The sequence below is a fragment of the Winogradskyella undariae genome (assembly GCF_013285155.1).
GTDB classification, from domain to species: domain Bacteria; phylum Bacteroidota; class Bacteroidia; order Flavobacteriales; family Flavobacteriaceae; genus Winogradskyella; species Winogradskyella undariae.
On sequence record NZ_JABTEL010000016.1, the window covers coordinates 46,791 to 66,999 of the forward strand.

The 20,209-nt window shown below is 34.3% G+C and carries 16 protein-coding genes; 9 read left to right on the forward strand and 7 right to left on the reverse strand.

What is annotated here, in order from left to right; translation table 11 throughout:
• Window positions 1-29 precede the first annotated feature (29 nt).
• The 3 genes from HSX10_RS16575 to HSX10_RS16585 are packed head-to-tail and all read right to left on the reverse strand — an operon-like array spanning window position 30 to window position 4,135.
• Window positions 30-914 (reverse strand): carbohydrate kinase family protein, encoded by an 885-nt coding sequence (locus tag HSX10_RS16575; RefSeq protein ID WP_173589372.1) that lies wholly within the window; start codon window positions 912-914, stop codon window positions 30-32.
• The gene (locus HSX10_RS16580; protein WP_173589373.1) at window positions 915-2,414 is read right to left on the reverse strand and encodes a mannitol dehydrogenase family protein; all 1,500 of its coding nucleotides are present in this window, start codon (window positions 2,412-2,414) and stop codon (window positions 915-917) included.
• Window positions 2,415-2,419: 5 nt separating this feature from the next.
• Window positions 2,420-4,135, reverse strand: coding sequence for a purine-cytosine permease family protein (locus tag HSX10_RS16585; RefSeq protein ID WP_173589374.1), 1,716 nt, complete (start codon window positions 4,133-4,135; stop codon window positions 2,420-2,422).
• A gap of 355 nt (window positions 4,136-4,490) precedes the next feature.
• On the opposite strand from HSX10_RS16585, the gene HSX10_RS16590 reads away from it, so the two are divergent.
• Together HSX10_RS16590 and HSX10_RS16595 are read left to right on the forward strand one after the other, a co-directional pair.
• Window positions 4,491-5,228, forward strand: a complete 738-nt coding sequence (locus HSX10_RS16590) for an NUDIX hydrolase (RefSeq protein WP_173589375.1) — start codon at window positions 4,491-4,493, stop codon at window positions 5,226-5,228.
• Window positions 5,229-5,277: 49 nt separating this feature from the next.
• The gene (locus HSX10_RS16595) at window positions 5,278-5,727 is read left to right on the forward strand and encodes a TlpA family protein disulfide reductase (protein WP_173589376.1); all 450 of its coding nucleotides are present in this window, start codon (window positions 5,278-5,280) and stop codon (window positions 5,725-5,727) included.
• 78 nt (window positions 5,728-5,805) lie between these two features.
• On the opposite strand, the gene HSX10_RS16600 is transcribed toward HSX10_RS16595, so the two are convergent.
• Window positions 5,806-6,003: a hypothetical protein gene (locus HSX10_RS16600; RefSeq protein ID WP_173589342.1), complete on the reverse strand. Its 198-nt coding sequence runs from the start codon at window positions 6,001-6,003 to the stop codon at window positions 5,806-5,808.
• 322 nt (window positions 6,004-6,325) lie between these two features.
• Here HSX10_RS16600 and HSX10_RS16605 point away from each other — a divergent pair, with 322 nt between their 5' ends.
• On the forward strand, window positions 6,326-7,594 hold the full coding sequence (locus HSX10_RS16605; RefSeq protein ID WP_173589377.1) for a chloride channel protein: 1,269 nt from the start codon (window positions 6,326-6,328) through the stop codon (window positions 7,592-7,594).
• A 50-nt stretch (window positions 7,595-7,644) separates the two neighbouring features.
• Here HSX10_RS16605 and HSX10_RS16610 read toward each other — a convergent pair whose 3' ends face one another.
• From HSX10_RS16610 to HSX10_RS16620, 3 genes are all read right to left on the reverse strand, one after another.
• On the reverse strand, window positions 7,645-8,178 hold the full coding sequence (locus HSX10_RS16610) for a cupin domain-containing protein (RefSeq protein ID WP_173589378.1): 534 nt from the start codon (window positions 8,176-8,178) through the stop codon (window positions 7,645-7,647).
• Window positions 8,179-8,362: 184 nt separating this feature from the next.
• Window positions 8,363-9,007: an alpha-ketoglutarate-dependent dioxygenase AlkB family protein gene (locus HSX10_RS16615; protein ID WP_254453260.1), complete on the reverse strand. Its 645-nt coding sequence runs from the start codon at window positions 9,005-9,007 to the stop codon at window positions 8,363-8,365.
• 52 nt (window positions 9,008-9,059) lie between these two features.
• Window positions 9,060-10,559, reverse strand: coding sequence for a BCCT family transporter (locus HSX10_RS16620; protein WP_173589379.1), 1,500 nt, complete (start codon window positions 10,557-10,559; stop codon window positions 9,060-9,062).
• Between the two features lie 204 nt (window positions 10,560-10,763).
• On the opposite strand from HSX10_RS16620, the gene HSX10_RS16625 reads away from it, so the two are divergent.
• The 6 genes from HSX10_RS16625 to HSX10_RS16650 all read left to right on the forward strand — a co-directional run bounded on the left by HSX10_RS16625 (window position 10,764) and on the right by HSX10_RS16650 (window position 20,208).
• Window positions 10,764-11,177, forward strand: a complete 414-nt coding sequence (locus HSX10_RS16625; RefSeq protein ID WP_254453261.1) for an HYC_CC_PP family protein — start codon at window positions 10,764-10,766, stop codon at window positions 11,175-11,177.
• Window positions 11,178-11,287: 110 nt separating this feature from the next.
• Window positions 11,288-15,175 (forward strand): efflux RND transporter permease subunit, encoded by a 3,888-nt coding sequence (locus tag HSX10_RS16630; RefSeq protein WP_173589380.1) that lies wholly within the window; start codon window positions 11,288-11,290, stop codon window positions 15,173-15,175.
• A 45-nt stretch (window positions 15,176-15,220) separates the two neighbouring features.
• Window positions 15,221-15,574, forward strand: coding sequence for a four helix bundle protein (locus tag HSX10_RS16635; protein WP_105048636.1), 354 nt, complete (start codon window positions 15,221-15,223; stop codon window positions 15,572-15,574).
• Window positions 15,574-16,812: a TolC family protein gene (locus tag HSX10_RS16640; RefSeq protein WP_173589381.1), complete on the forward strand. Its 1,239-nt coding sequence runs from the start codon at window positions 15,574-15,576 to the stop codon at window positions 16,810-16,812. Before HSX10_RS16635 ends, HSX10_RS16640 begins: the two co-directional genes overlap by 1 nt.
• 2 nt (window positions 16,813-16,814) lie before the next feature.
• Entirely contained in the window at window positions 16,815-17,372 is a 558-nt protein-coding gene (locus HSX10_RS16645; RefSeq protein ID WP_173589382.1) for a helix-turn-helix domain-containing protein, read from the forward strand.
• Window positions 17,373-17,448: 76 nt separating this feature from the next.
• Window positions 17,449-20,208 (forward strand): heavy metal translocating P-type ATPase, encoded by a 2,760-nt coding sequence (locus HSX10_RS16650; RefSeq protein ID WP_173589383.1) that lies wholly within the window; start codon window positions 17,449-17,451, stop codon window positions 20,206-20,208.
• Window position 20,209: the final 1 nt, after the last annotated feature.

Genomic DNA, 20,209 nt, shown 5'->3' on the forward strand with positions numbered 1-20,209 from the left:
AAAAATGCGTCATCCGATAGGTGAATTATTTAACTCACTTCCATAAACTTATACACGTCTTCAGATTTAATTTCTGGGTTTGCCCCTTCACAACCTGCTACTAAAGCACCCATAGCACAAGCAAAATCTAAGGCTTCTTGTGGATTATCTTTTTTAAGAAGCTTATTAATTAAAGATGCTAAAAAGGAATCGCCAGCACCAACGGTATCTACAACATCAATATGGTAACCGCTATTGTAATAAAACGCATCGTTATAATATAAAATAGCTCCATGTTGTCCTTTGGTAACACAAATCGTTTTAGTATGGGTTTGCGTAGCAATAACTTTTATATTTTGTTCTAAGCTATTTGTGTTTGTATTTAATTGTTTGCCTATTTCTAAAATTTCATCATCATTAAATTTAATAAAGTCGGCTTCTATCATTAAATGATTTAAGATCTTTAAGCTATAATATGGAGCTCTTAAATTGATATCAAATATTTTATATTGGGCTAATTTTAAAAGTGCATATAACGTTTGTCTAGAGGTTCTTCCTCTAGTTATTAAACTTCCGTATATAAAAGCATCTGCCTCTTCAACTCCTTTTTTTATGCTTGGGTTTAATTGTATGTTATCCCAAGCACGAGGAAATTTAATGCTGTATGACGCCGATCCTTTTTCGTTAAGCGTTACTTTTACTTTTCCTGTTTTTAAGGTTTCGTCAACTTGTAGGTTGTCGAGGTTGACGCCCTGATCTATAATATGGTTTTTAATTTTATTTCCTTTTTTATCCTTGCCTATACGGCTAATTATAGACACGTTATTACCTAAAGATTGCAAGCGTAATGCTACATTTAAAGGCGCCCCTCCTATTTTTTTGTGTGTAGGGAAAACATCCCATAATACTTCGCCAAAACAAACTATATTTTTCATTTAAATCTCGTTTAAAACGTTACTGTTAATATCCTTCACTGCTTTTTCAATACCATTTTTAACAATGTTCTGATAAGCACTAATGTAGGTATCTACAAAGGTTTTATTGTTTTTAAGGGTACCAAAAATAGATTCTATTTCTAAAAATGCTTCAGGAGTATTTCTGGCTATAATCGCTTTTTCGTTTAATTCGGTTTCCATCGCATCTTTAACAATAAGTTGCGTACCAAATTCGTTTTGTCCTAAACTATAAATTGCAAAAGCAGCAATGATAAAAGCCGCATGGTCTATGGCTCCTTTTTGCTCTAATTGTGCATACACCGTTGGTAAAATAAAGATGGGAATTTTAGCAGAACTCTGTGAACAGATTCTGTCTATTTGGTCTTTGATATAGGTGTTTCCAAAACGTTGTATTAAGGAGAATTTATAATTTTTTAAGTTAATGCCTTCTAAATGCCCTAAAGTTGGTGTTACTTCATTACCCATATAGATTCTTAAAAAAGAACTGATATCGGCATTACTAGCCGCTTCATCTATAGTAGAATAGCCGTATAATGCACCAAGAATTCCTAATACAGAATGTCCGGCATTAAGTAAACTTAATTTCATTTTTTCATACGGAACAACATCGTCTACAAATTGTGCGCCTACGGTTTCCCAAGCAGGTCTTCCCGCTATAAAATGGTCTTCAATGACCCATTGTTTAAAAGGTTCGCATACCACAGGCCATGCATCATCAATATTCGAAGTGGTTTTTAAAGTTTCTATATCTAATGCAGATGTTGCCGGTGTTATACGGTCTACCATAGCATTAGGAAACGATACGTTGGTTTCTATCCAAGCTAATAATTCTGGTGCAGCTTTAGCAACATAACTCTCTAACATACGTTTAGCCATGTGTCCGTTACCTTGGATGTTATCGCAAGATTGAATGGTAAGGCCTTTTAATCCGCGTTCTTGTCGGAGTTTTAGGGCTTGTGTTAAATAACCAAAAATGGTTTTTGGTGTATTAGGATGCTCTAAATCATGTTGAATTAAGGGGTTTTCAAAATCAAATGCTTTAGTCGCTTCGTTGTAATTATAACCGCCTTCAGTTATGGTTAATGATATAATTTTAACATCAGGACTTGCCATTTTTTCGATCACCTTATTGGGGTTTTCTGGCGCAAACAAAAACTCTGTAATAGCCCCAATAACACGTTTGGTGTGTGTACCATCGAGTTCTTTAATAATTAACGTGTATAAACCATCTTGTGCTTTTAAGGTGTTATAGATTTTGGTATCATAATCTAATAAAGCCACACCACAAATGCCCCATTCTGTTACAGATTGGTCCTGCAATAATTGATCGGTATAAAACGCTTCATGTGCTCTGTGAAAACCACCAATCCCCACGTGTACAATCCCTGTTTTAAGGAGACTTCTGTTGTATGTTGGGCAAGGAATTTGGTTTGCAATTTCAGCCAAATTCTTTTGATTAAGTTTGATTGTATTTTTCATGATATTTAGATGTTTTTAATTTTCCCTCGTTTAAGTGCCCAATAGGCAGTTACAAAATAAAGTAGCGTACAAATAAATGCGTATTGATAAAATAATTCACGATTTTGTATGTACATGTTTTCATCTGAGCTTCCAAATAAAACATTACAAGCTAAGATTACAGTGATAAGTAAAACGAATAACGAAATAGTTCTTAATATTTTTGTGAAAAGCGTTGTGTCTTTAACATGTATATGCTGCCCTTCTGCTTTTTGTTCTTGAAATTTAGAGATGTTTATGTTACGTAATCTTTCTTTTTCTTCAGCTTCGGGGTATTTGTTTTTAGCGCCATACCGTCCAGCTATAAGGGTATAAATTATTATAGTGAATATCCAAGTGGGTATAAATAAGTAAAAGAAAGACATCACATTTAAGGCATTGAGCCCAAAACCAAACACAAGCCCAAGTGCCCAAGCAGCAATTGCAGGTGTACTAAAGGTTAATTGGCGGTAATGCAACCAATATCTTGTGTAGCCAATTTTAGGAAATATTTGATGTTCTGCAAATACAATAGCGCCTACAGGAACCACTAATAAACCCGCATAGGTTAATAAAGGTAATATTTGCGAAAACACAAAAGGAAAACAAGCCACTATCATTGTTATTAAGCCTACAATTATTGTTGTTTTTTTACGCGAATGGTTTTTAAATATCGCCTGTGCTGCTAAACCCGCTCTGTAGAGGTTCGCTACCGCAGTGGTCCACCCGGCAACAATTACAATCACAAAACCAGACCAACCTAGGGCATAAAAAGCCACATCACCTGGATCTAGTTCTACGATAGTTTTACCGATAATAACCGCAGCACCAGCGCCCATAATTCCTGCAGAAATCCAAGCAACATAATGCCCAAACATCATTCCGGTACTTGTTGCTAGTCCGTAAGATTTCTTTTTAGCAAAACGCAATAGCGCCATGTCAATAAGTCCAAAATGCGTAATGGTATTAGCAGCCCAAGCAAAGCCAATCACTTCTGTTAAACCAATACCAGGCTGTCCATCACTGTTTACGCCTGTCCATATCGATTGGTTACCTAAGGCAATGAAATCGTTCCAACTGCTAGGTATGGTTTTGTCTAAGACCTCTAAAGATAATGCCGGTAGCATAACAAAGGCCCCACAAGTAAACATCACAAATAACCATGGTGCACAAATACCAGCAAACTCTGAGACGGCTTTAAAACCGTAAATAGCAATAGATACAACAACAGAGCCTACAATTAATACAATGAGTACAAACCATGAATTGGTAGGGTACCAATTAAGTTGTGGAGGGATGTTAAAGGCAAACCGAACCGCAGTTGCAGAAACGGTTATCATAGCCGCAGAAATGACTGTGAAAATAATGACATTAGCCCAATTATAAAGTTTAGTCATGGTGTCACCTGCTATTTTATTAAGGTAGGTATATAGACTTAATCTTGTCTCTACTGCAATAGGTGATGTAATCAACGTCCAGCTTAAAACAGCAAGTATGTTACCAATTAATAATCCGAGTAAGATATCTTTAGTTGTGGCTCCCAAAGCAACAAAGGTTGCTCCGATAACAAACTCGGTTGCAGCAACATGCTCAGCGGCATATATCCCTGCAAAATGTGTCCAATTGTGTAATCGCTGTTTTGCAATTGGTAATTGTTCTTCGTCTAAGTTTTCGAACTGCTGGAATTCATTGCTTGCTCCCATGGTTTTTTTTTGAAATTAGCTTTTATTACAATAAAAGTTTTTTGTTTTATTATATTTTAAATCAACTTTTATAAAATGATCAACTTTTAAATCTTAATAATCCAAAATAGGGCTCTATTTATAAACGTCAAAAATACGTTTGCTATTCAAATGTATTATAAAAAAACAATACAATCCAACTATTTTAAATAAAATGTGTGTTATATTATTTATTATGTGTGCTATATTGATACTTAAAGTCTTTTTTAACCATGCCTTAATCTTCAATTATTAAACCGTATATGACGTTTAATATTTTTTTTAATATATTGGTTACAAACAAAACAAAGCCTTATTTTTGTCATAGAATGAAGTTATGGAGCCCGAAAAAATATTAAATATATCTGTAGATTGTGTTGTTTTTGGATATGACACAAGTACTAAATCTTTAAATGTTTTATTAATAAAACGCTATTTAGAATCTGAAACAACTAAAGACATATTGGTTGACGATTATGTACTAACAGGATATCATGTTTATAAAACAGAGACCTTAGATGAAACAGCGACAAGAGTCTTAAAAGAGTTAACCGGTTTAACAGGGCAATACAAAAAACAATTTAAAGCCTTTGGTGATCCAGATCGATTAATGAATCCGAAAGATCTTATTTGGATAAAAAATGCAGAATTTCATAAAAGAACCACTACGATAGCTTATTATTTTTTACTAAAAACTGAGGATGTAGATTTAAAAAACAATAAAAACAAAGCACAGTGGTTTCCTGTAAACGCTTTACCAGAGTTAGGGTTTGATCATAAACAAATAATAGTAGAAGCATACGAGGATTTGAAAGTGAAATGCTTATCTGAACCCATTATCTTTAAACTACTTCCTTATAAGTTTACGATTAATGAGGTGCAAGATTTATATCAATCTATTTTAGGCATAGAAATCGATAATAGAAATTTTAGACGAAAGCTAATTAACAAAAAATACATTATTGCACTAGATGAAAAACAAGTTGGTGTTTCTAAAAAACCGGCGCAACTTTATATGTTTAGCAAAGAGGTTTATGATACGGTATTTCAAAAAAATTATTTAATTAGTATTTAATATTTAGATTTGTATTAAAATTAACCATCACGACGCTATTACCCTAATTATGAATCCTCTTATACCCTCCATTACCGTTTTAGATTTAGATGGTGTTGCAGTAGATTTAATGCAACTCTATAGTAACAAGACGTTATTACTTATTATCTATAACAATGATTGCTTAGGTTGTACGGGCCGCGCGATTCCTTTGGCCTATGAGTTTCAGCAGGATTTTCCTAGTATACAGGTGGTTGGGATTCATGCGGATTTTGTAGGTAGAACAGGAAATAAAGCTAATATTAAAGCCATTTTTACAAGTGGTGAGCTTCCGTTTCCTATTTATATTGATCCTAATCACCAAGTTTATGATCAGTTGGCGTCTGAAGGCACACCACAATGGGTTTTGATTTCTGAGAAAGGTGAATTGTTTCGTTCTGTATTTGGGTCTCAAGACAATGCTAAGAACCGTTTGTTTTATGCTTTAGAGAGTCTTGTGGCAACCGATATGTCGTCTTAATTTATGTGATTTAGATCACAACGATATATAAGTGATCTGTTTTTTGATGTAATCCCTACTCTGGTGTCTGTCCTATTCTTAGGTATTAGTGTTCTCTAAGGTCTTTCTAATGTGTTCACTATCCCAATGGTTATCAAAGTCTACAATACCACGTTTAAAATCTTCGTTTAAGAATCTTTCTTGTTGTTCTAATTCTTTCTTCGCCTTAAAAATATAATCATCTTTTCGTTGTGGATTATAATTCGTTTTAGACTCTCTTTTACGCCCATGGATCACATCGCTAAATCACAAAAAATGATATTAGTTGGTTTTGGGAATTTTGGAAGTACTATTGGACGTTTTATGCGTGTACTCGTTTAAACGCTTTGTTTTGTAAACAATTTCATTGTTTTAGAGCGTATGTCATATTTACTGAAAAAAGAGTTAAATAATTTGAATCGCTACTCTAACACTATAGAATAAACTAGTTTTGCCGATCTAAAAAATAGCGCTAATTTTTTAAAATAGTAGCTCTAACCAATCGATAGATTAATAGACGAAACGCTATTTTAAATAGAACTGTAATTTAGAACTATTGTTATTAAAGCAAGATGGGAAAATGAAGTTAAAACAACGTAGAAAATTAGTCACTTATTTAAATATTTTAGACCAACCAGTCCGTTTTAATCCTTTTGTTTTTAGTAGAACGTTTTTATTATGGGCTTTAACGGGCTTATTAGGAGGTGTTATAGCAGGAGTATATTGGATTGGAATTGAATTTTTAACCCATCAATTAACTTTTTTTACGGGTTGGCAGGTCATTCCATTAATGGCTACTTGTGGCCTTATGGCAGGTTTAATCATTCACTTTATTGGTGATCCAGGAGAAATACATTTAATCGTCAACAATATTAAATTTAATAAAGGAAAATTAGATCCCAAGAATAATCCGTCGATGGTGCTATCATCGTTACTATGTATTGCTTCCGGAGGTAGTTTAGGTCCAGAAGCCCCACTAATACAAGTTACAGGTTCTACAGGTACGTGGATAGGAAAACTGTTTCGACTTAAAGGAGAGGCTTTACGATCTTTAAGTATTGCTGGTATGGCCTCAGGTTTTACGGCATTATTTGGCGCGCCTTTAGGGGGGAGTTTATTTTCTTTAGAAATACTTCATCATAAGCACGCTGTAGAATATTATAAGGCTATTATGCCTGCATTTGTTGCCAGTTCTTTTAGTTATTTGGTCTTTGCTTTAATTGTTCATTTAGGACTTGGGCCCATATGGGATTTGTCTGCCTATGAATATTCGGGCCTTTTTGATTTTGGTTATGCTGTTCTTTTTGGTAGTGTAGGCGCTGCTTTTGGATGGGCCTTTATTTTTTGCACTAAGTTTTTTAAAACACTTTTTGAGAAACGTCCTATTCCTATTTACATTAAAACACTTATAGGTGGGGTTTTACTAGGCGTTATAGCCTTTTATTTTCCAATAACGAGGTACTTTGGGCATCATGAAATTAATACTTTACTTAAGGGAGAGTTTTCTTTGACCTTATTATTTTCCATTTTGTTCTTTAAGATTGTTGCCATTTCAATAACAGTGACATCAGGCTGGCGCGGTGGATTTATTATTCCCTTATTTTTTGTAGGTTCTGTTTTAGGTTTAATTATAAATCACCTATTTCCTTCGGTCAATGTTACTTTGGCCATAGTAAGTTGTATGGCTGCAATTAATGCTTGTGTTACACGTACCCCAATGAGTACCACTATTTTATTAGCTACTTTAACAGGATTCGGACACCTTATCCCTATATTATTTGCGAGTTTAACAGGCTATTTTTTAGCACCAAGACGTCCCTTTATAGCCTCTCAAATGGAAGAAGAATAATTAATCTAACACACTATTGAGGTTATAAAGCGAAGGCTCAATTCATTTTTTTACTTGCTTTTTTTTAAATACTCAGGTAACTCTTTACTTAACCAATCTTCACGTACAGGAACATGCACATCTAAATCTACGGTTTCTTCTAAAGCCCAAAACTCGTGTGGTACATTTTCTGGAAACACAATGACTTCTCCTGCTTTAACTTCGACAAACGTTTCTATACCATCAATCATTGTTTTGATTTTAACTTTTCCAGACATAATGTATGTAATCTGTTCGTTTGGGTGCTGGTGCCAAGGAATATGAGCTCCTTTTTCTAAATTAAAAATGGTCATTTGTCCTTTTTCGCCATGAAACCATTTACGTTTGATTCCTTCGCCAATTGTTTCAGATTCCATGTCATCAAAATTGAAATGTTGCACTTTTGAGGTTGCTATAGAATCTTTAGTTGTTATTTGTGCATTTGCAGTATGGCTAACAAACAATGTTGCTATGCCTAATGCTGCTATAATTGATTTGAAATTAGTCGCAAGTCTGAAATTAAAAGCGTTTAAGATGTCTGCTTTAGCGATGTTTGGTACTGTCATATTATATGGTTTTATAAAGTGGTTGATTAATGTGATACAAATTTAGAGGTATCCTTCTTCTTTCTTTAAGTACAAGAGAAGGTTTTGATGCTTTTTTAAGTATGAAATTCTCTTAATTTAAGTGAAGTCATCCTTATGTATACGATTTAAAATCATGTGAATCTTTATTATTACAATTATAAATTTACTTTATCCATCTAAAAGTGAGATTAATTCTAGGCTGAATTTGTTTTGAGGTTTTTGGTATTTTGTGTTTCCAATTATCTTGCGTTGCACCTTGCATAAGTAGTAGGCTTCCATGCGCTAACGGAATAGAAATCCGTTTTAAATCATGACGTGTGGCGTGTTTTAATTGAAACGGTCTTGTGGCTCCAAAAGTCACCGAACCAATAACGGTATTTTTCCGTTGACTTTCTTCATAATCTTGATGCCAATCGACACTATCCTTTCCGTCTCTGTAGTAATTAAGTAAGCAGCGTGTAAATTTAACATCGACCTCCTGCTCTATGCGTTCCTTAATTTTTATTAACTCCGCAGTCCAAGGACGTAGCTTTGCTTTTTTTCCAACATAAGCGACTTCTAAATCCGTATCGCCATACCATGCCGTAAGTCTTGGTAAATTGACTTGTTTGCCATAAATGGTCATGGCATCTTGCTCCCAAGCGGTTTGGTTTAAGAGAGCTGTATATAGCGCATTGCTTTCTGCTTTAGTGAAAAAGTTTTCAAATAACGTTACATCAGCACCTGGTAAATCAAATGTTGTTTTACGAATTTCATCAGTAGAAAATAAATCGGTTTGATGCAATAGATCCATGTTAATACCCTCCAAATAGTTGGTCTGTTAATCGCATAAAAAGTCAAAACCTAACAGAAAAGAGGTGTTATTTTCTTTCTTGAACGTTATGTGTCCTAAGATCTTTAATAAAAAAGGCAAACATAATAATGATAAAAAAGGCAAAAGGTAATGAGGTTATAATTAAGAGGCGCTGTACAGCTTCTAAAACATTAATATTAGCTTTTACATTTCCTAATAATACTAAAGCTATGGTAGCTAATAAAATGAAAATAGACCAAATGACACGATGTGTTTTACTCGGGTTTTTAGCTCCCTTATCCGTAAACATACTTAATACAAATACGGCAGAATCTACTGAGGTGATTAAAAAACTGATTAATAAGAAAACCGATGTTATGTTTAAAAAGGTCGCATACGGGTAGTGTTCAAAAAAGACAAATATGGAAGAAAATACGTTACCGAATTCATTGTTATAGGCTCCCCATCCTTCAATTAAATTAAAAGCAGCAGTCCCAAAAACAGAAAACCAGAAAAAGGTGCCTAAACAAGGGATAATTAAAACCCCTAATAGCAACTGCCGTATGGTGCGTCCTTTAGAAATGCGAGCAATAAAAATACCTGTAAAAGGTGCCCAAGATAACCAGAATGCCCAATAATAGAACGTCCAACTTGTTAAAAACTCTGTTCCGGGATTATAATCGCCGATCGCCAAACTCATAGGGATAAAATCTATGATGTAATAAAAAGTAGCAGTAGCAAAAGACGTTAAGATAGCGCTCATATCGCTGGTAGCAAAAATAAATATGAGGATGGCAAGCGTGATTATAATATTTAATTTAGAAAATATTTGAATCCCTTTGTTAACCCCTTGCCAAGCAGAATAACAAGCCACAGCAGAAATAAGTAGACAAAGTAAAATAGTTGTTGTTAAGCCAAAGTTGGCATCAGTTATATGATTAATACCTCCTTTTATTTGCGTTGTTCCCAAGCCTATGGCGGCAATTAGGCCAAAAACGGTTGTTATAATAGTGATGACATCGACGGTATGTTTAACAGTATTACTTTTAACATGATCTTCTATTGTGGCACTGATGCTTACTTTTCTTTTTTTAATATACAAGCCGTAACCAATAATTAAGGCAAAAAGACCATAAAAGGCCCACGCAGTTAATCCCCATTGGTAAAACGTAAACTCTAGTGCTAACGTATCTGCGGGTAAATTAGAACTGTAAGGTGAGTTTTGTTGCATATAAACAGGCTCTTGTACGGCTCGCAATAAAATACCAGACCCCATGCCCGCACTGTATAACATGGCCGTCCATGCCCAAAGCGAATATTCAGGTTGGGCTGTAGGTTGACCTAATTTTAGGTTTCCGTAACGCGAGCAGGCTATTGCTAACAAAGCTAAAACACAAGCAAAACCTAAGTAGAGGTAGAAATATCCAAAATAATTCCGTACCCATAAGGATGCAATATCTATGGCGTTGTAACTTGCTTCAGTAGCAAAAAATACCAATACAGTGCAGGTGAAAATGATGGCTATTGAAAAGGATAAAATGGAGTGTTTTTGAATGAATTTAAACATTAGAGATCCGTTGTGTTTTTACAAAAATAGGAATTAGAATGTGAATTTTAAGTTCAGAAGAATACATTATAAAAACCAAACTTAAATTATTAGAAGTCCGTTTATTAAATGTCGTTTTTACATTATCCCACATTACAATTACCATCCGTAAATTAACAATAAATTATTAAAAAGATTTTTTGAATTGTTATCTTTGCAGTACGTATGCAACAAGCTTTCCATAAAATAATGTCTTTTGCAATGGCTTTTGTAGTGTTATGCTCTACGATGTCGTTTACTTTGAACATGCATTATTGTGGAGATACTTTAGTGGAGACAGTGTTATTCCATAAAGCAAAGGGTTGTGGCATGAAAATGGAAAAACCTCTAGCTGAAGGTTGTGCCATTACAAAAAAAGATTGTTGTAAAAATGAACAGTCTGTCGTTGATGGTCAAGATGAACTGCAACTGTCTTTGGAAAAGGTGACTTTAGAACAACAGCTTTTTATTGCTTCATTTGTTTACACTTACATTAATATTATTGAAGATCTTGAAGAAAAAATACCTTCTTACAAGACTTATAAACCGCCATTGGTCCGAAAGCAACTCTTTAAGCTTGATGAGACCTATTTAATCTGATTTTTAAAACAATAGACTGTATTATCCAATGATTCACTTCATCTGGATGATGTCGCTGTATTCGGTGTTTTTCTAACATCACTTTCTAATTGTTTTAAATATCAAGCGTCATGCTAAATAAGATTATTAAATATTTAATAGAGAATAAAATCGTATCAGTTTTATTATTGGTCCTTTTTATTGGTTGGGGAACTGTAAACGCTCCTTTTAATTGGGATACTGGCTTTTTACCAAGCAATCCCGTAGCTGTAGATGCGATCCCAGATATTGGCGAAAACCAACAAATTGTCTTCACAAAGTGGGATGGTCGTTCGCCACAAGATATAGAAGATCAAATCACCTATCCGCTCACCACTTCCCTATTAGGAATTCCAGGAGTTAAAACCATTCGTAGTTCATCGATGTTTGGCTTCTCTAGTATTTATATCATTTTTGAAGAAGACATCGAGTTTTACTGGAGCAGAAGCCGAATTTTAGAAAAACTAAACTCCTTACCGAGTAATTTATTACCAGAAGGAATAAACCCTGCTTTAGGACCAGATGCTACAGGTTTAGGACAAATTTATTGGTACACTTTAGAAGGTAGAGATAAAGACGGAAACGTTACTGGTGGTTGGGATTTACAAGAATTACGAAGCCTACAAGATTACTATGTAAAATATGGTTTATCTTCTGCAAGTGGGGTTTCTGAAGTGGCTTCTATTGGTGGGTATGTGCAAGAATATCAAATTGATGTGAATCCAGAATTGATGCGCCAATACAACATTGGATTAAATCAAGTTGTAAAAGCGGTTAAAGAAAGCAATAAAGATATTGGTGCACAGACTTTAGAAATTAATAAAGTTGAATATTTAGTCCGTGGTTTAGGCTATGTAAAATCGATAGCAGATATAGAAAATGCCGTCGTCACTTCTAAAGATTTTACGGCCATTAAAATTAAAGACATTGCTAAAGTTTCTTTAGGTCCTGCCGCTAGACGCGGGATATTAGACAAAGAAGGCGCAGAAGTAGTTGGTGGTGTTGTAGTAGCTAGATATGGAGCAAACCCTATGGAAGTGATTACGAATGTAAAAGCCCAAATAGAAGAATTAAAAGGGGGTTTACCTTCTAAGGTTTTAGCAGACGGACGTACATCACAATTAACAATCGTTCCTTTTTATGATCGTTCCGAATTGATTGTAGAAACCTTAGACACCCTTAGTGAAGCATTGACTCTTGAAATATTAATTACCATTTTGGTGATTATTGTAATGGTCTTTAATTTAAGAGCATCTCTTTTAATTTCTGGCTTGTTACCTGTTGCTATTTTAATGGTATTTGTGACTATGAAACTCTTTAATGTGGATGCCAATATTGTGGCATTATCTGGTATTGCCATCGCTATTGGAACCATGGTTGATGTTGGCGTTATTCTCGCCGAAAATATGATTCGCCATCTCGACGAGGAAAGTGAAAAGTGGAAAGTGAAGAGTGAAAAGATAAAAGTGGAAAGTGAAAATGAACGCGATAATCTAATTCCAACAGCGCGAGGCAAGAGCGACGAGGCATCTCATAACAACAAACTATCCATAAGCGAAGTTATTTACAATGCTACAGCAGAAGTTTCTGGCGCTATTTTAACAGCGGTTTTAACCACTATTATCAGTTTTGTGCCTGTATTTACAATGATTGGTGCAGAAGGTAAATTGTTTAGACCTTTAGCGTTTACAAAAACAATGGCATTATCAGCTTCTTTAGTGATTGCTTTGTTTATCATTCCGCCATTTGCTGCTTTTTTATTCCGTAAAACAACGCTAAAAAACTCGTTTAAATACATTGTAAGTGCTGCTTTAGTTCTTGCAGGAATTGTAATTGTGATCAGCGGATTTTGGTTAGGAACTATTTTAATCGCCTTTGGAATTTTGTCTTTATGGAGTTTGTATTTTAATAAAACTGAAATTAACTTTTCATTTTTCACTTTTCATTTTTCGCTTTCTAAAAACTTTGTAAATATCATTATCTCATCAATTGCCATTGTATTTCTATTGGCAGAATATTGGAGACCTTTAGGTTTTAATCGCAGCATCTTTATCAACCTTATTTTTGTGTCTATTATTTGCTTCGGAATTTTAGGAATATTCTCTGTTTTTAGAAAATATTACGGCCGAATTTTACAATGGGCTTTAGCGAATAAGGTGTTGTTTTTAATGATTCCGATAACGGTTCTTATTTCTGGGTTTTGGATTATGAACAACACAGGAAAAGAATTTATGCCTTCTTTAAATGAAGGATCTTTTCTACTCATGCCTACTTCTCTTCCGCATGCTGGAGTTGAAGAAAACAAACGTGTGTTACAGCAATTAGATATGGCGGTTGCGACCATTCCAGAAATTGAAACAGTGGTTGGTAAAGCTGGTAGAACAGAATCTCCTTTAGATCCTGCGCCTTTATCGATGTACGAAAACATGATTCAGTATAAATCGGAATATATGCGTAATTCCGAAGGAAAAAGACAACGTTATAAAGTGAATGCTGATGGTTTGTTTGAGTTAAAAACGAATGTCATTCCGACAGAGCGAGGAACGAGCGACGAGGAATCTCAGAATCCTGCTAATACTGACAAAACAAAACGTTTTATTACTTCAGGAACATCCGTTGAAAACGCTCAATTAATAGAAGACAACGACGGAGAATTCTTTAGAAACTGGCGACCAGAAATTAAAAATCCAGATGATATTTGGAAAGAAATTATTAAAGTTACCAAGTTACCAGGTGTTACTTCTGCTCCGAAATTACAGCCCATAGAAACACGATTGATAATGCTACAAACAGGTATGCGAGCGCCCATGGGGATTAAAGTAAAAGGGCAAGATTTAAAACAAATTGAAGCTTTTGGTTTAGAGTTAGAACGCTTTTTAAAACAAGCGGAAGGTGTTAAAATAGAAGCTGTTTTTGCGGATAGAATTGTTGGTAAACCTTATTTATTAATTGATATTGATAGAGAAAAAATAGCACGCTATGGCATTTCTATAGAGGATGTACAAAGTGTACTAAAAGTTGCTATTGGTGGTATGGCTTTAACCGAAACGATTGAAGGTAGAGAACGTTACGGCGTTCGCGTACGTTACCCAAGAGAATTACGTGGCAATCCGGAAGATATCAAAGACATTTATATTCCTGTAGAAAAAGGGAGTCCTGTACCCTTAAGTGAATTAGCGACTATTAAATATGAACAAGGTCCGCAAGTAATAAAAAGTGAAGATACTTTTTTAGTAGGTTATGTTTTGTTTGATAAAATAGACGGTTTTGCAGAAGTTGATGTGGTTGAAAATGCACAAGCTTTGTTTCAACAAAAAATAGATTCAGGGGAATTAACGGTTCCAAAAGGAATCAGCTATAAATTTACGGGTACTTATGAGAACCAATTACGAGCAGAAAAAACACTAGCAGTTGTGGTGCCTTTAGCATTGGCTATTATTTTCTTGATACTGTATTTTCAGTTTAAATCGGTAACCACTTCGTTAATGGTATTTACCGGAATTGCGGTTGCATTTGCAGGTGGTTTTATTATGATTTGGTTATACGGACAAGATTGGTTCTTCAATTTTAGCTTCTTTGGCGAGAATATGCGAGATCTTTTCAATATGAAAACCATCAATTTAAGTGTGGCCGTTTGGGTTGGTTTTATTGCCTTATTTGGTATTGCAACAGATGACGGAGTTGTCATGGCAACTTATTTAACGCAAACTTTTGATCGTGAAAAACCATCAGATAAAATGAGTATTAGAGTTGCTGCTTTAGAGGCAGCTAAGAAACGTATTCGTCCGTGTTTAATGACAACTGTAACTACTATTTTGGCATTATTACCTGTTTTAACATCCACAGGAAAAGGAAGCGATATTATGATTCCAATGGCAATTCCAATCTTTGGAGGAATGGTAATTGACATTACCTCCTACTTTATCGTTCCGGTTTTATATAGCTGGAGAGAGGAAATTAAGTTAAAAGTGAAAAACTAATAATGAAAAGTTTAAAGTAAAAAATTAATAGTAAAAACTAAAATTATGGCTAAAAGTATTTTAAAAGATAAAAGTTATGCCTTTGCTATTTTAATTGTGAAATTATCTCAGTTACTAGTTACAGAAAAGAAGGAGTATGTGTTAAGTAAACAACTCTTAAGAAGCGGTACTGCTATTGGTGCATTAATTCGTGAGGCGGAATTTGCACAGAGTAAAGCTGATTTTATTCATAAAATGAGTATCTCTCTTAAAGAGGCAAATGAAACTTTGTATTGGATAGATTTATTAAAAGACACAAATTATATTGATAAACAACAACATGAAAATCATTATCAATTAAATAAAGAATTGGTAGCTATGTTGGTGAGTTCCATAAAAACATCAAAATCTAGATTGTAATGACGAATTCTATAAAAAAAGTACTGCATTTCATTATTTTTAGTTTTTCACTTTTCATTGTTAACTCTGTAAATGGTCAAGAACTAGAAACCTACATTAATATCGCTTTAAAAAACAATCCTGAAATTCAAAAATTCGAGTTGCAATATAGCATTGCTTCAGAAAAAATAAATGAAGTCAACACCTTACCAAACACCGAATTTAGTGCTGGGTATTTTGTATTAGAGCCAGAAACACGAACAGGAACGCAACGTTTTAAAGTATCTGCAAAACAAATGCTACCTTGGTTTGGAACCATTACTTCTCGTGAAAATTATGCGAGTGCTTTGGCCGATACGAAGTACGAAGACATTGTAATCGCCAAACGAAAACTGATGGTTTCCGTATCACAATCATACTATAAATTATATGTAAACAAAGCCAAACAAGCTATTTTAGTTGAAAACAGCAAACTCCTTAAAACCTATGAAGCCTTAGCATTAACATCGATTGAAGTCGGTAAAGCCTCCGCAGTAGATGTTTTAAAATTACAAATGCGTCAGAATGAATTAGAACAACTCAAATTGGTTTTAGAACAACAGTATTTAGCAGAACAAACTGCTTTTAATAAGCTTTTAAATAGAGAAAATACGATTAAAATTGATGTTGTAGATGCTTTGTTAATGTCTTCTAAAGATTTTGACATCAACACTAATAATTTAGACTTACACCCTGAATTATTAAAATACGATAAACTGTTTCAATCCGTAGCACAATCCGAATTAATGAATCAAAAAGAAAGTCAGCCTTCCTTTGGTTTCGGATTCGATTACATCAATATTAATGCAGGACCTGACATCACTTTTAGTGAAAAAGGAAAAGATATTTTGATGCCAACGGTGTCGTTATCTATTCCGTTTTTTAATAAGAAATATAAATCGAAAACGAAGCAAAACGAATTACAACAACAAGAAATTGAAGCGCAAAAAAAAGAACGTTTAAACACTTTAGAAACCTTTTTAGACAAAGCAATAAACGATAGAATTTCGGCAAGAATTAGTTATAATACACAAGTTAAAAACTTACAACAAGCTAAGGCCGCAGAAGACATTTTAATTAGAAGCTATGAAACCGGAACCATTGATTTTAATGACGTTTTAGATATTCAGGAATTGCAATTAAAATTTCAAATGAACCAGATTGAATCCATCTATAATTATTATATTCAAACCACAAATATTAACTACTTAATTCAGTAAAAATGGGAAATACATTACTTATAAAAAATATGGTTTGTGCAAGGTGTAAATCAACAATTGTAGACCTTTTAAAACGATATAATTTTGATATTGAATCCATCGAATTAGGAAAAGTGGTTGTAAAACAAGAATTGAAAAACAACTATGAGGCGATTAAAACGGGACTTAAAGATTTAGGCTTCGAATTGATTGAAGAGGAGTCTAAAGTTTTGATAGAAAAAGTTAAACTAGTGGTTATTCAATGTATTTCAGAAAATAATGTCGACCATATTATTTCAAAAATCACAAAAGAAATTGGCAAGAATGATTCGGCTATAAGCAAGCTTTTCAGCAAATCAGAAGGCATCACACTTGAGAAATATATCATCAATTTAAAGATTGAAAAAGTCAAAGAATACATTCAATTGAATCAATTAAACTTTTCTGAAATCGCATACAACCTCAATTATAATACGAGTAGTCATTTAGCAAAACAATTTAAATCAGTAACAGGAATGTCGATGTCTGAATATAAAAAAATACAAAATTGGGATCGGAAAGAGTTAGACCAAATTGTATAAAATATAACCAGAATTAGAAAAACTTATGCTTTAAAACAGCAATACATTTGTTGCTAAATTATAAAGAACACATAAAATGAAACATACATATCACATACACGGAATGACTTGTAACGGTTGTCGCGGTCATGTTGAAGAAACACTTTCTAAAGTCAACGGTGTTGTAAAAGCAACCGTAGATTTAGACAAAGCAGAAGCGATTATAGAAATGGAATCTCATATTTCTTTAGAAACCTTCCAAAACGCGTTAAAAAACGATGGTGATCGATATAGCATTCATAAATTAGGCGATCATAAACATATCGAGAAGGAAGTTTCCACTTCCGAAGAAACCGGAATGAAACACAGCTATCACATACACGGAATGACTTGTAATGGCTGTCGCGGTCATGTTGAAGACATCCTTTCTAAAGTCAATGGTGTTATAAAAGCAACCGTAGATTTAGACAAAGCAGAAGCTACCATAGAAATGGAATCTCATATTCCTATTGAAAAATTTCAAGACGCGTTAAAAAAGGATGGTGACACATATAGTATTCATAAATTAGGAGAACATCACCATATTAAAGAAGTAAAAAAAGAGCTTCCAAAAGGGAAAGGAACCGGTGTATTTTATTGTCCCATGCATTGTGAAGGTGATAAAACCTATGACAAACCAGGCGATTGTGCCGTTTGTGGAATGGATTTAGTGGAAGAGCAAAACTTAGCCATTAATACTGCAGAACAATACACTTGCCCCATGCATCCTGAGGTTATTAAAGACGAACCTGGGGACTGCCCTATTTGTGGTATGGATTTAATACCTATGAAACCAGATCTTTCTGCTGAAGAGAAAACCTATAATAAGTTACTAAAAAAGTTCTGGATAGCAGTCGCATTTACATTGCCCATATTTTTAATTGCGATGAGTGAAATGATCCCTAATAATCCATTGTATACCATATTAGAACAAAAACAATGGAACTGGATTCAGTTTGCACTCTCTATTCCAGTAGTGTTTTATGCCACTTGGATGTTTTTTGAACGCGCTTACAGAAGTATCAAAACTTGGAACCTAAATATGTTTACCCTTATCGGAATTGGTGCTGGGATATCTTGGCTATTTTCGGTATTCGGCATGTTTTTCCCTGATGTTTTTCCTGCGCAATTTAAAACAGAATCAGGTGCTGTACATGTTTATTTTGAAGCAGCAACGGTGATTTTAACATTGGTGCTTTTAGGTCAATTATTAGAAGCGCGTGCGCATAGCAAAACAAATTCAGCAGTAAAAGAATTGCTAAAACTAGCACCTAATAAGGCGATAAAAATAGTAAATGGAGAAGATGTAGCGGTCAGTATTGATAAAATAGAGTTACACGATATTCTAAAAGTAAAACCAGGAGATAAAATTCCTGTAGATGGAATAATAACTGAAGGAAACACCACTATTGACGAATCTATGATTTCAGGAGAACCGATTCCTGTAGATCGCTCAGTAGGCGATAAAGTAAGTGGCGGAACCATTAATGGAAATCAAGTTTTTTTAATGAAAGCAGAGAAAATTGGTAGCGATACCCTACTCTCTCAAATTATTAAAATGGTAAATGATGCGAGTAGAAGTCGTGCTCCAATTCAGAATTTAGCCGATAAAGTCTCTGGTTATTTTGTGCCCGTTGTAGTTTTTATTTCAGTAATCACTTTTGGAATTTGGGCCATTTGGGGACCAGAACCTGTTTATGTTTATGCCTTTGTAAATGCTATTGCGGTATTAATTATTGCCTGTCCTTGTGCATTGGGTTTAGCAACGCCAATGTCTATAATGGTTGGTGTTGGTAAAGGCGCACAAAATGGTGTATTGGTTAAAAATGCCGAAGCACTAGAAAGAATGGCAAAAGTAGACACCTTAATTATTGATAAAACAGGAACTATTACCGAAGGAAAACCAACAGTAGAAAAAGCAGTTGCATTTAATACCATTTTAAGTGATAAAGAAGTGCTGCAATATATTGTGGCTTTAAATTCTAATAGCGAGCATCCTTTAGCCGAAGCCACCGTAAAATATGGTAAAGCCCAAAATACTGAAATTCTAAAATCGGAAGAATTTAGTGCCATTACAGGAAAAGGTGTTGAAGCCACTATTAGCAGTAAAAAAGTTGCCTTAGGAAACCCTAAAATGATGGCTTATGTCCATGCAGAAATCACTTCTAAAATGGAAGAAGAAGCTAAAGCCTATCAAAAACAAGGTAAAACGGTTTCTTATTTATCAGTAGATAAAAAAGTTGTTGGTTATGTGGTTATTGGTGATAAAATAAAAGCAACCAGTGCAAAAGCAATTAAAGCGCTTCAAGATAAAGGCATTGCGGTAATCATGCTTACTGGTGATAATTATGATACAGCACAAGCTGTTGCAACAGAATTGAATCTTGCCGATTTTAAAGCAAGTATGTTACCCGAAAATAAACTAGAAGAAGTGACCAAATTACAACAACAAGGAAAAGTAGTTGCGATGGCCGGAGATGGCATTAACGATGCCCCAGCATTGGCAAAAAGTGATGTTGGTATAGCTATGGGAACAGGAACAGATGTCGCTATTGAAAGTGCCATGATTACTTTAGTTAAAGGCGATTTACACGGTATTGTAAAAGCACAACATTTAAGTGAAGCGGTTATGAAAAACATCAAACAAAACTTATTTTTTGCCTTGATTTATAATACCATAGGAATTCCTATTGCTGCCGGTGTTTTATTCCCAATTTTCGGTATTTTATTATCTCCAATGATTGCAGCTTTAGCCATGAGTTTTAGTTCGGTGTCTGTGATTTCGAATGCCTTACGATTAAGAAGAATTAAAATATAAA